Source organism: Flavobacterium aeripolare (assembly GCF_013294025.1).
Lineage (GTDB): Bacteria > Bacteroidota > Bacteroidia > Flavobacteriales > Flavobacteriaceae > Flavobacterium.
In genome coordinates this window covers 385268-399551 of the sequence record NZ_JABSNL010000001.1, presented here as the reverse complement: position 1 = coordinate 399551, position 14284 = coordinate 385268, and the positions used below count along the sequence as shown (strand labels likewise).

Here is a 14284-nt window from a genome sequence, read left to right as displayed (position 1 = left end):
ATTTTGTGCTTTACAAGTGTATCACTGATAAAAACTATTCTATAGTCATAGCTTTTAACTTACTTCTATAGGCTTCTAAAGCAACGGACTTAGATATAAAACCAAAATATATTTCATCCTTAATTACCGGTAGGAATGTCATTTTTGATCGCTCAAATTTATTCATTACCGTTTCCATACTATTAAAAGGATAAACGACCTCTCCGGGTTCTACCATGATATCTTGAACTAAGGTGTACTTCACACGATATGAGTTAAAGATGATTTCTCTAATATTGTTAAAATGAATCACGCCAATTAAATGTTTATCAGCATCGACGACTGCAAATATCACTTGGTTTGAATGCGAAATCAAATCTACCAATTTCTCTAAATTTTCGTCTGGAGATAGCGTCAAGTAGTCTGTTTGTATAATGGCACTTGTTTCTAGTGTAGAAAGTACATTGGTATCTTTATTGCTTGTAAATGCGTGGCCTTTTTTAGCTAATTCTTTAACATCCATCGAGTGTTTTTCAAAACGTTTAGATATAGCAAAACTTATCGAGGAGACTAACATTAAAGGTAACATCAGGCTGTACCCGCCAGTAATCTCAGCAATTAGAAATATCGCAGTAAGAGGAGCATGAAACAATCCACTCAATATACCTGCCATTCCTATCATAGTAAAGTTACTCACCGGTAGATGCGTAAGCCCTGTCATGTTTATGAATTTCGAAAAAACAAAACCCACGTACGAACCAACAAATAGGGAAGGAGCAAAATTACCTCCATTTCCACCAGCTCCTAATGTAATTCCAGTCGCAAAAACTTTTAACATCATAGTCAAACCTACAAATGCTAATAATACCCAATTGTTGTCTCTGAATTCGCTAAATAAAGTATTCTCTAATATTTTACCAGGATTATTATCTGATAAAACTTTAATACTTTCATAACCCTCTCCAAAAAGTGTTGGAAATATAAAAATTAATACAGCTAACATTGCAGCACCAAACAAGGCTTTCTTGTAAGGATTCATTTTTAGCTTATGAAAAAAATGTTCAGTTCGCTGGAAATATCGCGTGTAATAAATAGAAATAAAACCGGTAAGTATACCCAGTAATATGTAAAAAGGAATTTTATGATAATCGAATACTTGTTGTTGTCTAAAGTTTAATAATATTGTTTCGTCTAGCGCTATTACAGATACTAATGCTCCTGTCGCTGCAGCAATCATAATAGGTGTAAAAGCAGAGATACTTACATCAACAAGTAGAAATTCTACCGCAAATAATACTCCTGCGATGGGAGCGTTAAAGGCTGCTGCAATTCCGGCTGCTACTCCACAACCAATAAGCAACGTACGGTCTTTATAGCTTAATTTGTATTTTTGAGCGTAGTTTGACCCAAAGGCTGCTCCAGTAACCACAATCGGGCTTTCAAGTCCTGCTGATCCTCCCAAACCTACCGTTAAGGAACTAGTAAAGATTTGAGCATACATTTGTTTCTTTTGAATAATGCTGGCTTTCTTAGCAACTGAATATAAAATTTGCGAAGTTCCTTTTTCTATAGAACCTCCTAGAAAACGTTTTACCACAAAAACAGTCAGCACAAGTCCAGCAATAGGAAGAATACTATTTATAAAACTTAACTTTAATATTCCGTTGATGTAGGTCGCAAATGAAAAAACCCAGTGTGCAAATGTTTTTAAAACAATCACCGCAAACGCTGACGTGATACCCACTAATATACTAGATAAAAAGATAAATTGCTTTTCAGTCAACATGGACTGTGACCAAGCAATGATTCCTTCTAATTTAGACTTTATTTTTTTGAACATTATTCTTTGTTTGAAAATGCTAAATTACTATTATTTTATCCCCTAAATAAATTTTTGAAGGCTTCTTTTGAGCAAAATATTTAATAATGCTAACGAAAACGTATTCTTAAATATTTTAGCCTAAAACCATCTTAATTAGGTTGTTTTTACAGTTAGAAACCTACAGCCGCATCGTCTCCCCTAAAATCGGCGCCACCTTCTAAATGTCCATTTGGTAAAACCAACACAGCATCTACTTTTCCAATTACAGGCGTCGTTTTTTCATTGATTAGATAGCCTTTATTTTTTAATGTTTCTAGTGTATTTGTGCTGAAAGTATTTGGTTCGAATGTGATTAAATCAGGCAGCCACTGATGGTGAAAACGAGCTGCATTTACTGATGCTTGCATGCTGTAATCGTACTCGTAAACGTTCAATATTGTTTGTAGTACTGAGGTGATAATCGTTGATCCTCCTGGCGAACCAACAACCATAAATAATTTTCCGTTTTTCTCGACTATTGTGGGTGTCATCGAACTCAACATGCGTTTTCCAGGTGCAATACTGTTGGCTTCATTTCCTACTAGTCCAAACATATTAGGAACTCCTGCTTTCGAACTAAAATCATCCATTTCATTATTCAACAGAAAACCGAGTTCTTCACAGTAAAATTTTGAACCATAACCAGCATTCAGTGTAGTGGTTGCAGACACAGCGTTTCCAAATTGGTCTACGATAGAGTAGTGGGTTGTTTCCATACTTTCATTATACGCTACATCTCCTTGTTTTACATCACTTGATAGCGTGGCTGTGCTAGGATCAAAACTGTCCATTCGCTCTTTTAAGTACGCAGGATCCATCAATTCTTTCAACGGAATTTTAACAAAGTCAGGGTCACCTAGAAAATAATTTCTATCGGCGTAGGCACGGCGCTCTGCTTCAACAATTACCTGAATTGACTCTGGATTGTTGTGTCCCATTTTGGATAAATTAAATGGTTCAATCATCCCGAAAATTTGAGCCAAGCATATTCCTCCGCTACTTGGGGGAGCCATAGAAATAATTGTCAAATCTTTGTACTTAAAACCTAGTGGGTCGCGCCATTTAGCTTGGTAGCTTGCTAAATCTTCCATGGTAATAATGGCGCCTTTCTCTTTTAGATAACTAGTCAATATTTTTGCTGTTTCGCCTTTGTAGAATTCGTCTCGCCCATTTTTTACAATTCTCCTTAATGTGTTCGCAAGCGCAGGATATTTAATGGTATCTTTTTCTTTGTAAGTTTTTGATAGTACACTAGCAGCTCCATTGTATTTATTCAAAACATCGTGATAATCCTGTAATCGTTCTGCTTGCTTTGCTGTCACTACCACACCTCGTTCTGCTAATTCAATTACAGGTTGTAAGATTTGAGCTATTGGCAACGAACCTAATTTATCGTGTACTGCAAAAATTCCTGCAATTGTTCCCGGTACGCCTATGGCTAATGCCGTTTGCGTACTTTTCCCGGGAATCACGTTGCCGTCTTTATCTTGAAACATATCCTTTGTAGCTGCAAGTGGTGCTTTTTCTCTATAATCGAGAGTTCCTGAGCTTCCATCTGCTTTACGGTACACCATAAATCCGCCACCACCTAAATTTCCTGCATAGGGATAGGCGACTGCCAAGGCTAATTCAGTGGCAACCATAGCGTCAAAAGCATTTCCACCTTCTTGCATGATTTGCGTTCCTATTTTTGAAGCCTCGACTCTAGCCGAAACAACCATCGCTTTATTAACAACTAGTCCCTGCTTACTAGCATTATCAATGGGATTTTGAGATTTGCAACTCAATATAAGTACACTAAGCCCTAAAACAATAGATTTTTTCATTGTAATATATGTATTTCGAATATTAAAAGCCTACTGCTTTGTTGTCATTTCGTCTATCGGCACCACCTTCTAATTTTGAATTTGGCAGCACTAGAATTGCGTCAACTTGACCTATAATTTCTTTATTGTTTTCGTTGATTTGATACTCTTTTTCTCGAAGGGCTTGCAATGTTTTTTCATCAAAGGAATTTGGTTCGAAAGTGATTTCGTCTGGCAACCACTGATGATGAAAGCGAGGCGCATCGACGGCTTCTTGCATCGACATACCAAATTCATATACATTTAATATGGTTTGTAACACCGACGTGATAATTGTAGATCCGCCTGGTGTGCCCACAACCATAAATAACGCACCGTTTTTTTCGACAATTGTTGGTGTCATCGAACTCAGCATGCGTTTCTCTGGAGCGATACTGTTTGCCTCGTTACCTGTGAGTCCATATAGATTAGGCACACCCGGCTTAGCACTAAAATCATCCATTTGGTTGTTTAGAAAAAAACCTAATTCATCACAGTAGATCTTTGAACCGTAATTGTCATTTAATGTAGTGGTTACTGAAACGGCATTACCCTCAGCATCTACAATAGAATAGTGGGTTGTTTGCTTGCTCTCATAACCTGAAATTTTGCCTGCTGCAATTGCTGATGATTTTGTTGCCTTTTCAAATGTAAAATCGCTCATTCGATTTTTAATATAGGTTGAATCCAGTAATTCTTTTATAGGAAGTTTTACAAAATCTGGATCACCTAAATAGAAATTGCGATCAGCATAAGCTCTCCTCTCTGCCTCAGTAATTACTTGAATTGTTTGGGTACTGTTATGCCCCATGGAAGCGAGATCATAAGGTTCGATCATTTTCATAATTTGGTTCAAACAAATACCGCCACTACTAGGTGGTGACATTGAGGTGATTTTTAAATCTTTGTATTTAAAAGTGAGTGGTTTTCTCCACTTGGCGTTATATTTATTTAAATCTTCTAAGGTCATGTTACCACCTCTTGCTGCGAGAAAACCAACTAATTTTTGAGCTGTTTCCCCTTTATAGAATTCGTCTCTTCCGTTTTGAGCAATTCGTCTTAAAGTTCTAGCAAGAGCAGGATATTTTATGGTGTCTCCTACAGCATATACTTTCGAAAATAAACTTTCTTTTCCATTAGCCTTTATAAATGTAGCTCGATAATCAGTTAAACTGTTTGCTTGATTTGCTGTAATTATAACGCCTCTTTCTGCTAAAGCTATGATAGGTTCTAGGATTTTTGCCATTGGTAGTTTCCCCATTTTATCATGTACTTCAAACATTCCTGAAATCGTTCCCGGAATTCCAATCGCTAGTGCTGTTGCTGTACTTTTGCCAGGAATTACATTTCCATTAGCATCAAGGTACATATTCTTAAAGGCAGCTAGTGGAGCTTTCTCTCTATAGTCTAGAGCACCAGTTTCACCATTTGCTTTGCGGTACACCATGAAACCACCTCCTCCTAAATTTCCTGCTTGAGGATAGGAAACAGCTAAGGCTAACTCTGTGGCAACCATAGCGTCAAAAGCATTACCACCTTTTTTCAATATTTCTACAGCTATCGTAGATGCTTCTTCCCGCGCCGAAACCACCATCGCTTTATTTGTTACTAAGCCAGTGGGTGCTTGCGCGACTGCAATTGTTTTACAGCTAATTAAAGCTATGAACAATAAGGGGAGTACTATTTTCATGGTGGTGGTTTTTTTATTTGTTCTGGTTAGTCGTTAGTAGGTGTTGTATTTTGTGTTAGTTGCTCATTTGGTCGCTAACATGAGCACGTAAATCTTCAAAGAAAACAGTAAATTCTTCTTTAAATTCTGTGTAGTACTCTTGAAGCTCTTCGGTTGCAAATCGCATTTTAGATTTGTTCTTCGTTCGACCGTCCATTTGGGTTAAAATGTTATTGATGCCTGCTACAGTTTGATAGCTTGAAAGCCAATTTTGCTCAAACATATAAGGCATAAATCCAATTGTTTTTTCAGTGAGAACATCTTGATTTTGTCTTAGAGATTCATAAAAATTCTGGATGAATTCCTCAAGGTTTTCATTCGAATAAGAAGACCAATTTTTAGCCAAAAAATGATCGTAGAATACATCTACTATAACGCCTGCATAATGATGGTAGCGCGCATGCAATTTTTTGGTGCTTTGTCTAAAAACGGGATGGGCATCTGTAAAGGTGTCAATCGCTCTATGAATAGTAATGCCCGTTTGAATATCGACTGGAAATTCTTCAAAATGTTTCCCTCGAATTCCATCGGCCATGAAATTACCTATTTTGATAAAATCATTATCTCCTGAAAGGTATATGTGTGCTAAAAAGTTCATTCGCCTAAATTATGAATTCTATTTCACTTTATTAAACGTGCAATTATTATATTTGTGAAAATTGTACGAATCAACTAATATTTAAAAACATAAGAATGACATTAATAAAATCAATATCTGGAATACGTGGAACGATAGGTGGGAAAGTAGGGGATAACCTGACTCCTGTTGACGCTGTAAAGTTTGCATCGGCATACGGAACATGGTTGAAAAACAGTAGCCAACCTAAAACTGACAATGAAAAACTAAAAGTAGTTGTAGGTCGTGATGCTCGTATTTCTGGTCCTATGATCCATAACTTAGTTGTAAATACGTTGATTGGTCTAGGAATTGATGTGATTGATTTAGGTCTTTCTACAACGCCTACAGTAGAAATTGCAGTTCCTCTTGAAAATGCTGATGGTGGAATCATTTTGACTGCATCTCACAATCCAAAACAATGGAACGCGCTTAAATTATTGAACGCAAAAGGAGAATTCTTAAACGGTATCGAAGGTGAAAAAATTCTAGTAATTGCTGAAGCAGAAGCATTTGATTTTTCGGATGTGGATAGTTTAGGTGAAGTGACGGAGAATGATGCCTACATGGATATTCACATCGATGAAGTATTGAACTTACCGTTAGTAGATGTTGAAGCAGTAAAAGCAGCCAAATTTAAAGTGGTAGTGGATGGTGTAAATTCATCAGGAGGTATTATTATTCCAAAATTACTTGAGCAAATGGGAGTAGAGGTAGTAAAATTATACTGCGAACCAAACGGGCATTTTCCGCACAACCCAGAACCTTTAAAAGAACATTTAACAGATATCTCTGAGTTAGTGGTTAAAGAAGGCGCTCACTTAGGTGTCGTAGTTGATCCTGATGTAGATCGTTTGGCATTTATTTGTGAAGACGGAGAAATGTTTGGAGAGGAATACACATTGGTAGCTTGTGCTGACTATGTTTTAAGCAAAAATCCAGGAAATACAGTTTCTAATATGTCTTCTTCACGTGCTTTGCGTGATGTGACAAACAATCACAATAGTACTTACGAAGCATCTGCAGTAGGAGAGGTGAATGTGGTTGACTTGATGAAAAAAAATAATGCCATTATAGGTGGTGAAGGAAACGGAGGAATTATATATCCAGAATCGCATTATGGTCGCGACAGTTTAGTGGGTGTGGCTTTATTTCTAACGCATTTAGCAAATAAAAAAATGTCAGTATCTGCGTTGCGTGCTTCATATCCAGAATATTACATGAGCAAAAATAAAATTGAGTTAACACCACAAATTGATGTTGATGCAATTCTTGTTGCTATGACCGAAAAATATAAAAACGAGGATATCACTACTGTGGACGGTGTAAAAATTGATTTCGCTACAGAGTGGGTGCATTTGAGAAAATCAAATACAGAACCAATCATTCGTATCTACACCGAAGCGCCTTCACAGGAAAAAGCAGATACATTAGCTTTAAGAATTATTGACGAAATAAAAGCAGTAGCGGGGATCTAAGACTCCTACTACCAACAAAAATAGAAAACCCTTTCAAATTAATTTTTGAAAGGGTTTTTATATGGAGTCTAGTATCCTTAATTTGTAGAAGGGCAGCACTCAAAAGCTTTTCTTTTATTTTCATACCATGCATTCATCCCTTGCGGAAAATGCATTAGTTCTTGCATTTCTCTCATTGCTTTGCTGTGTGCTTCATCTGACTTTTCAATCATTTCTAATGCGTGTTTTTTACTTAATTCAGCCATCTCTTCAAAGGTTGTTGCTTGAAACTGGGCGTCACATGCTCCACCTAGTTCTTTACAGGTCATCGTTTTCATAATTTTTTATTTTATAATTAGAAAGACTAAAAACTACAATTCGTATTCAATTGTTGGTAAGATCCAAAACGTTTTTGAGCCTTTTTGAAAGGTTATTTCGTAAATATAAGTAAAAAATAGCAGAATTACGCATTTTTTATGCTGTTTTAGGTGTAAAATGGTAAAATATAGAAAATGGAAGATGTGAATAAAGTGTTGGTTTGTCCTTAGCTATTGTGTTATCATTTTGTTCCTAAAAACAAGTTTTTACTACACTTTTTGCAATTGCATTAGTCCCATTTGTTGTAAGAAGAAGCGGCTAACTTTCCGCCACCGGTAAAGAATAGCGCTAAACCACCTAATAGATACAAAGCTAGTAACTCAAGCTCTAAGCCACCGTTGCGGTTGAGTAGAAATATTTCTTGAGAATGCACTAAGCCAATTATGAATAAGATTCCAAAAACGTATGCAGCAGCTGCCAATCGCGTTCTATAACCTATCAAAATTAAAATAGGTGCTAGAATTTCGGTGATGTAGACACCATATGCCATAATTTCTGGAAGGCCTTTTTCGGTTAGCATTCCTTCAATAAATGTCGTGTGACCTATCTTTGCAATGCCGTGTAATAACATTAATAATCCCACTGCTACTCTTAAAATAAATAGTCCTAAATCGTTGTCTTTCCTCATAGTAAATAATTAAAATTTGATTTATATAAAATTCTGTAGAGCTAATATACTATTTTAATTTATAGCAGTTTTCATAAGTGTAATTGAGCTTTGTATTGAATTTAGAAAGTAGGCTGAATTTGAAAGTGAGATAAATTTTTGCCAACTAATATTTTATCAGATACGTATGTAAACCCTAAACTTTTATAGAGTTTCATCGCTGCAAAATTCTCTTTTTCGACAAGCAATCCTAGTGTCTGTTTTTGAGTTGTGACAAACCGATCAATTATAAAAGATAATAATGCGCTACCAATTCCTTTTCCTTGTTGGTTTTGCTTTACTCCAAAAGTATCGATGTAACATTCGCCATCCTGTGTTTCATCTTCAATAGTGATTTGGCTATCATAAGTGTCCTTTAAATACTTTATAATAGGTGAGCGTAATTCAGGCAAGGCTCCACCATTATAAATATTAATTGCAGCAACTACAACAGTGTCGATTGTGGCCACAAAACAATTTTGATAAGAGTACTGATTATTTTCCTGAGCAGTAAAATGTCGCATGAAAGTTAGTGCAGCTTTCGGATCTTCTTTTCCAATAAATACAAAAACGATGCTGTCCATTGCCAGTAATAAGCACTCAGCAATTTCAGGAGCATCGTTTATGGTCGCTTTTCTAAAAATCATTCGTTAGGTTTGTGTAATTATGTATTTAAAATTACGGTAATTACTTCAAATATGCTTTATAAAAAGCTATCTTTTAGCTGTGCCACTAGTAAGGTTCCATCTGGATCTGCTTGGGTTTTCAATCTACAAAAATCCTCAGCCCATTGTGAAGTCCTAATGCGTAAAGGTGGGTTTTCAGTTTCAGCTACATTCATGACAACCTTAGCCACTTCTAAACCAGTTTGATATACAGAAGTAGTACTTTCGGAAGCACGTTTTTGGCTAGCAGTTCTATATTTTTCAAAAATAGGGGCATATTCTCCTGTAGCAAATTCACCCGCAACAGTAGTTTTTCCTATTGCTGTTTTCATAAATTCGGTAGTAATTCCTCCTGGCTCTACGCAGCTTATCTTGATGTTAAATGGATCAGAGACATAGGTAGCTAATCCTTCCATGAATCCTTCTACGGCAAATTTTGCCCCACAATAGAGTTCGTTAAAAGGTTGTCCCACTAATCCTCCTACCGAAGTTAATGTTATAATCTGTCCTGATTTTTGTGCACGCATATAGGGTAAAACAGCTTGTGTACAAAACACAACACCTAAATAATTAACATCGGTCACCCATCTTATTTCGGCTTCGGTAGCTTGCTCCGTAGTTTTAGCAAAGCCAGCTCCTGCATTGTTAAGCAGTATATCAATGTGTCTTTCTTTTTCGATAATAGTTGCTACTGCTGCATTGATTGATTCAATCGAAGTTACCTCTAGCTGAAGAATGGTTATATCGAGTTTTTCAATTTCAGCTCTAGTTTGTAACTCAGTTGCTTTTTCTAAATTGCGCATGGTAGCATAAACTTTGTATCCTTTTTGTGCAAATAATAGGGCACTTTCAAATCCAACTCCGCTAGATGTTCCGGTGATTAATACATTTCTTTTCATGATTTTTTATACTTTAAATTGTTTTTATTTTACTTCATTCAAAAAGCTTATAATAGCTTCTGCTACTACCTCTGGTTGCTCTAATTGAGGAGAGTGCGAGGCGTTTTCGATGTAAACTAAGTTGCTGTTTTTTATGTTTTTATGTAAGTAGATGGGTACATTTGCTTTCACAACACTATCGTGTTTACCCCACAGTATTAAGGTAGGTACTCCTATGTTATGAATACTATTCTTTAGATTAAAATCAGCTCCTTTAACAATTGAAGGCACCAATACGTGATCTACAAAATCAAGGTTATTATTGATGGTTTCTATCATGTAATTAGCGATAGGTGCGGGTAATTCTGGTGCTTTATAAAAAACACGGTCTAGTACTTTATTAAGATCTTCAGCAGTTTTCATCGGTTTTCCAAAACCTCCATAGACAATGTGGTCATCAAGTGTCACTCCCGGAGCATTGATTAAGATTAGCGATTTAACTTCTTCAGGATAATTAAGTGTATAAGCAAGTGCAGTGTGGCCACCCATTGAGTTGCCTCCCAAATAAAAATAATTAATTTTTAAAGCTTTAAAAAATTGATTTAAAAATATTGTTTGGCCTTTAATGGAGTAATTTCGGTCCTTATCTTTAGCATTCTCACCATGTCCATTTAGGTCTGGTAATATCAAGTTATATTTTTGAGATAATTCTATTGCCGATTGCAAAAAGCTAGATTTATCATCTCCCATGCCGTGCAATAGCACTAGCGTTTGCTTTTTGTCCCAAGTCTTACTTTGATAATAGTTTACGGTATAGTTATCAATGACAATGCTCTTCTTCTCCAATTTTGCTTCTTGGCTATAGGTCCAATTGGTAGTATCAATAATTTTCTGTGGAAAGAAATAGAAGATAGTCAATCCCGCTGCTAGTGCAATTATTATTGTCAGTCCAATGTATTTTAATGCTTTTTTCATTTTTTATTAATTTAATTAATTGTATTTAGCTTGTTTTGGATAGAATATTCGTTCCAAAATAGATGGAAATTTTTTTATGCCTTGATACCGTCCCAAGTCATTTTAATATGGTTGTTTATTAAATTTTCTGTCATCATAGTGTTGTTCGCATGATTGCGCAAGAATGATAGCACTGCACCACCTACAAACTGAATCAATTCTGCTGTATCAATTTCTTTTATAATGCCATCTAGCTTGCCCTTCTCGATAAGATCATATACAGATTTTACTGCAATTAAACCACTATTTTTACTTTCCTCTGTAATTATTGGCGAAGCTTGTAATTGCTCCATAAACCTAAAGTAGGCTGTGTTTTCCCTAAAAAAAGTAATAATCGATTTAAAATATTGCTCAAACTGTATTTTGACAGCCATATCTAATTCAAAAGGAGCAAACATGCTTAACTCTCGCTGCTTTATAAACACATAAATATCATTTATTAGCACCTCTTTTGTAGGGAAGTAGTTGTATATTGTTCCCATTCCAGATCCTGCAACCTTTGCTACAGCAGACATTGGCGTATTATGTACCCCTCTTTCAGCAAGCAGTTGTAACGCAGCAAGTACTATAGAATCTTTTTTTGTCATGGTACAAAGATATATCATTTGGAATATATATTCCAAATGATATTCTTGTTTTTTTTAAAATTTTTAAGAGCAGGATAATTTTATAAACAACCACGAATAATCCTGCTGTACACTGTATCTCTTACTTATGCGAGGCAACGCAAGAGGATGCCGTTGCCATCAGGGCTATATAGTTCGCGTTATTTTCATAAGATTACTTGATGTAAATTAAATCTAGAACAGTAGCGGGACTACCACCACACAATAAAAAACTGTGCATATTCATCGCCTTTTTTTTGCCAACATAAGGGTGCTTGCTTTTCTTCGATATTAATTTTTAAGGTTTTTTCAATAGGTATTAATTCATGCCAAATTTCATTTGTACTTGGATCAATCCCCCATTCCTTTTTAGAGGGTAAGTAGTATTGATTATCTTCTTGATGGATAGATAGAAATTTAGCTAAGTTTATATAGTATCCCTTCACCGCTATTTGTATAGCGATTGGCAGCATGCCTTTAAAATTATAGGGAACATAGAGTGATGCTAACAAGCACAATCTTTGTTCCATAGTTTGTAGGTTTAAATCGCTTAGTTGCTGTGTCGTTTGCTTATGGTATAGTAAAGGAAATTGCTTTGATTCTAGCTTCTTTAATTTGTCACTAAGTGAGTCATTTCGATTAGGACCTATCCAATTTTCAATTAGGTGAGAAGACAGCGATGGATCTAGTAGATAGAATTTATATGCTAATTCTAAATGAAAGCATTGATGAGTCTGCTTGTTTTTAATTATGTAATCAAGTTCTCCAATGGTTTGCTGCTGTTCGATAATTTGGACATTCTCGTATAAGATTTCATAATTTGAGGAAGAGTGAATCAGCTCTGAAACTACTTTTTCAGCCAAATGACCTAATCGAATATTTTTAGGTAAGTCAAAATCTAAGTCTTCGGCAATAATTAAATCATCTAATTGAAACGATGGAAGGCCAGTAATAGAGCGATCTAGATTAGCAGTTTCTCTAATTGACTTGATTCTTGCTTTAGTATTCATGAGCTACAAATTTGGTTTTGACATAAGGAATGACACTATAAAGTTAACAATTATATTTTTTGAAATCGTAGGAGGGGTAAAGGACCTTGTTACTAATTGCTTATTCTAAGATTGATAAGATGCCCATTAGCCTATTTTTCAATATGCCCATCTATGGTAAGACGTTTAAAAGATATAATACTTTAAACCGAATGAAAATATTAAATAGTATTACCTATTAAGAGATGGAAAGGATCTCACATTCCTCCTTAAGATCGGCTTTGTAACAGCTAAGTTTAGAGTAAAAAAGAAGGTTCAATACTATTCATTGCTTATGGCAATAAAATAATATTGAACCTCGATTAAGTAAAGAGCATCAAGTGATGACTTTAATTTATAAATACATTCTTAAAGTCCAAATGGCTTAGCATCTAGTTCTTTCAACCAATTGTCGCCGTATTTGTCATTTAAAAATTTCGCAATAATTTCATTATTTGCTTTGGCTTTATCGCCTACTGCGGCTGCTATTTTACAGTTTTCTTTAGTAGCACCAATACCATATTTCCCTTTAAAAGCTTTGTATGATGCCGGAATGGTTTGATCTAATCCATTTATAATAAAGTTCACAGAACCTTCTATAATTAAATCTTCAATTTCAAGACTTGTTGATTTTTCAGTTAAGGTAGAAGGAAGCGCTTCCATATTAAAATCTGTTACACCTTCTGATTTATTCAATAGTTTAATAGTAATTGTATTTTTATTAGCATCTATGTACTCAGGATATGTTGTGTATACGCTAAAGTCTTCTGCCACAAATGTGAATGAGTATTTCCCTTCAGCAGCTAATTTTATTTTGAAAGTTTTGGCGCTGGTAACATCAATTTTTGTATTAGTGTTGATAATAATCAACTGTCCAGATGTTAGTTCTCTATTTGTGAGATTTTCAAAAACAACGGTTGCTTCAATTTCAGTGGCAAATACTGTTGCAGTAAAGAAGGCGATAATTAAGGTAAGGAAAGTTTTTATCATAGTTTTTTTAATTAGTTTTCTATTTGGTTAGGAATTAGCATTACAGCTTATTTAAACAAGCAGTGCTTTTCCCCGACTAAAATACGATAAATTGTGACGTTTTTATAATTAATTTAAAATATAGTTATTTTCTCGATGTCAGTCTTTGTTTGATAGGGCAGGAACATTTGAAGGCACTTTAAGAGAACTACACTGGAAGTAATGTTATTGTTAATCCAATAGCTACTTTACTGTTTCAGCCCCACTACTAATTTGCAAATTGTACTATGTAGTTTAGAAATCGGTACGTTACAATTCCCGAAAGGACTCCAATCATCATCCAAAAAATGCGTTGCTTTGTATTCGTTGCTATCGTTTTTTCATCTATTATATTGCCATCTTTAATTAGGGTTAGCGCTATTTTTCGATTACCAAATTGTACATACTTTGATTCTAAATAACAATCTTTAAAGGGAAGTTGGTGAGTAACTCCAGAAAATGAGTACTTTTTAGAAACCGTTTGATCGTTTATTATAATTTTTTCGAATCCAATCATTGTGTTGTGGAATTCTACGATTTTATTATCGATATTAAATTCAGCGTATTTCATTTTTT

Annotated in this window: 14 protein-coding genes; 1 reads left to right on the top strand and 13 read right to left on the bottom strand. The window is 35.2% G+C overall.

What is annotated here, in order from left to right:
• Positions 1–34 precede the first annotated feature (34 nt).
• From HNQ00_RS01750 to HNQ00_RS01735, 4 genes are all read right to left on the bottom strand, one after another.
• Positions 35–1819 (bottom strand): chloride channel protein, encoded by a 1785-nt coding sequence (locus tag HNQ00_RS01750; RefSeq protein ID WP_173836482.1) that lies wholly within the window; start codon positions 1817–1819, stop codon positions 35–37.
• Between the two features lie 152 nt (positions 1820–1971).
• Positions 1972–3666, bottom strand: coding sequence for a gamma-glutamyltransferase (gene ggt, locus HNQ00_RS01745; protein ID WP_173836480.1), 1695 nt, complete (start codon positions 3664–3666; stop codon positions 1972–1974).
• 22 nt (positions 3667–3688) lie between these two features.
• Positions 3689–5374: a gamma-glutamyltransferase gene (gene ggt, locus HNQ00_RS01740; protein ID WP_173836478.1), complete on the bottom strand. Its 1686-nt coding sequence runs from the start codon at positions 5372–5374 to the stop codon at positions 3689–3691.
• 55 nt (positions 5375–5429) lie between these two features.
• Positions 5430–6011: an acyl carrier protein phosphodiesterase gene (locus HNQ00_RS01735; RefSeq protein ID WP_173836476.1), complete on the bottom strand. Its 582-nt coding sequence runs from the start codon at positions 6009–6011 to the stop codon at positions 5430–5432.
• Between the two features lie 95 nt (positions 6012–6106).
• On the opposite strand from HNQ00_RS01735, the gene glmM reads away from it, so the two are divergent.
• Positions 6107–7507 carry a phosphoglucosamine mutase gene (gene glmM, locus HNQ00_RS01730; protein WP_173836474.1) on the top strand — a complete coding sequence of 467 codons (1401 nt, stop codon included), beginning with the start codon at positions 6107–6109 and terminating at the stop codon, positions 7505–7507.
• Between the two features lie 77 nt (positions 7508–7584).
• Here the strand turns inward: glmM and HNQ00_RS01725 are convergent, their stop codons facing one another.
• The 9 genes from HNQ00_RS01725 to HNQ00_RS01685 form a co-directional block, all read right to left on the bottom strand.
• A complete protein-coding gene (locus HNQ00_RS01725; RefSeq protein ID WP_173836472.1) occupies positions 7585–7824 on the bottom strand; it encodes a DUF1059 domain-containing protein in 240 nt (79 codons plus the stop codon).
• 269 nt (positions 7825–8093) lie between these two features.
• Complete coding sequence (locus tag HNQ00_RS01720; RefSeq protein ID WP_173836470.1) at positions 8094–8492, bottom strand: DoxX family protein; 399 nt, start codon at positions 8490–8492, stop codon at positions 8094–8096.
• Positions 8493–8593: 101 nt separating this feature from the next.
• Complete coding sequence (locus HNQ00_RS01715) at positions 8594–9157, bottom strand: GNAT family N-acetyltransferase (protein ID WP_173836468.1); 564 nt, start codon at positions 9155–9157, stop codon at positions 8594–8596.
• Between the two features lie 56 nt (positions 9158–9213).
• On the bottom strand, positions 9214–10074 hold the full coding sequence (locus HNQ00_RS01710) for an SDR family oxidoreductase (protein ID WP_173836466.1): 861 nt from the start codon (positions 10072–10074) through the stop codon (positions 9214–9216).
• Positions 10075–10098: 24 nt separating this feature from the next.
• A complete protein-coding gene (locus HNQ00_RS01705; RefSeq protein WP_173836464.1) occupies positions 10099–11028 on the bottom strand; it encodes an alpha/beta fold hydrolase in 930 nt (309 codons plus the stop codon).
• A 74-nt stretch (positions 11029–11102) separates the two neighbouring features.
• The gene (locus HNQ00_RS01700) at positions 11103–11654 is read right to left on the bottom strand and encodes a TetR/AcrR family transcriptional regulator (protein ID WP_173836462.1); all 552 of its coding nucleotides are present in this window, start codon (positions 11652–11654) and stop codon (positions 11103–11105) included.
• Positions 11655–11884: 230 nt separating this feature from the next.
• Positions 11885–12682, bottom strand: a complete 798-nt coding sequence (locus HNQ00_RS01695; protein ID WP_173836460.1) for a DUF1853 family protein — start codon at positions 12680–12682, stop codon at positions 11885–11887.
• Between the two features lie 387 nt (positions 12683–13069).
• The gene (locus tag HNQ00_RS01690) at positions 13070–13690 is read right to left on the bottom strand and encodes an FEKKY domain-containing protein (RefSeq protein WP_173836458.1); all 621 of its coding nucleotides are present in this window, start codon (positions 13688–13690) and stop codon (positions 13070–13072) included.
• A 247-nt stretch (positions 13691–13937) separates the two neighbouring features.
• A complete protein-coding gene (locus HNQ00_RS01685; RefSeq protein WP_173836456.1) occupies positions 13938–14279 on the bottom strand; it encodes a hypothetical protein in 342 nt (113 codons plus the stop codon).
• Positions 14280–14284 lie beyond the last annotated feature (5 nt).

Excerpts from the sequence above, each read along its gene's own strand:
- ggt (WP_173836480.1), bottom strand. The coding sequence starts at position 3,666 with ATGAAAAAATCTATTGTTTTAGGGCTTAGTGTACTTATATTGAGTTGC.
- HNQ00_RS01695 (WP_173836460.1), bottom strand. The coding sequence starts at position 12,682 with ATGAATACTAAAGCAAGAATCAAGTCAATTAGAGAAACTGCTAATCTA.
- glmM (WP_173836474.1), top strand. The coding sequence starts at position 6,107 with ATGACATTAATAAAATCAATATCTGGAATACGTGGAACGATAGGTGGG.
- HNQ00_RS01690 (WP_173836458.1), bottom strand. The coding sequence starts at position 13,690 with ATGATAAAAACTTTCCTTACCTTAATTATCGCCTTCTTTACTGCAACA.
- HNQ00_RS01720 (WP_173836470.1), bottom strand. The coding sequence starts at position 8,492 with ATGAGGAAAGACAACGATTTAGGACTATTTATTTTAAGAGTAGCAGTG.
- HNQ00_RS01750 (WP_173836482.1), bottom strand. The coding sequence starts at position 1,819 with ATGTTCAAAAAAATAAAGTCTAAATTAGAAGGAATCATTGCTTGGTCA.
- HNQ00_RS01685 (WP_173836456.1), bottom strand. The coding sequence starts at position 14,279 with ATGAAATACGCTGAATTTAATATCGATAATAAAATCGTAGAATTCCAC.
- HNQ00_RS01735 (WP_173836476.1), bottom strand. The coding sequence starts at position 6,011 with ATGAACTTTTTAGCACACATATACCTTTCAGGAGATAATGATTTTATC.
- HNQ00_RS01725 (WP_173836472.1), bottom strand. The coding sequence starts at position 7,824 with ATGAAAACGATGACCTGTAAAGAACTAGGTGGAGCATGTGACGCCCAG.
- HNQ00_RS01700 (WP_173836462.1), bottom strand. The coding sequence starts at position 11,654 with ATGACAAAAAAAGATTCTATAGTACTTGCTGCGTTACAACTGCTTGCT.
- ggt (WP_173836478.1), bottom strand. The coding sequence starts at position 5,374 with ATGAAAATAGTACTCCCCTTATTGTTCATAGCTTTAATTAGCTGTAAA.
- HNQ00_RS01705 (WP_173836464.1), bottom strand. The coding sequence starts at position 11,028 with ATGAAAAAAGCATTAAAATACATTGGACTGACAATAATAATTGCACTA.
- HNQ00_RS01715 (WP_173836468.1), bottom strand. The coding sequence starts at position 9,157 with ATGATTTTTAGAAAAGCGACCATAAACGATGCTCCTGAAATTGCTGAG.
- HNQ00_RS01710 (WP_173836466.1), bottom strand. The coding sequence starts at position 10,074 with ATGAAAAGAAATGTATTAATCACCGGAACATCTAGCGGAGTTGGATTT.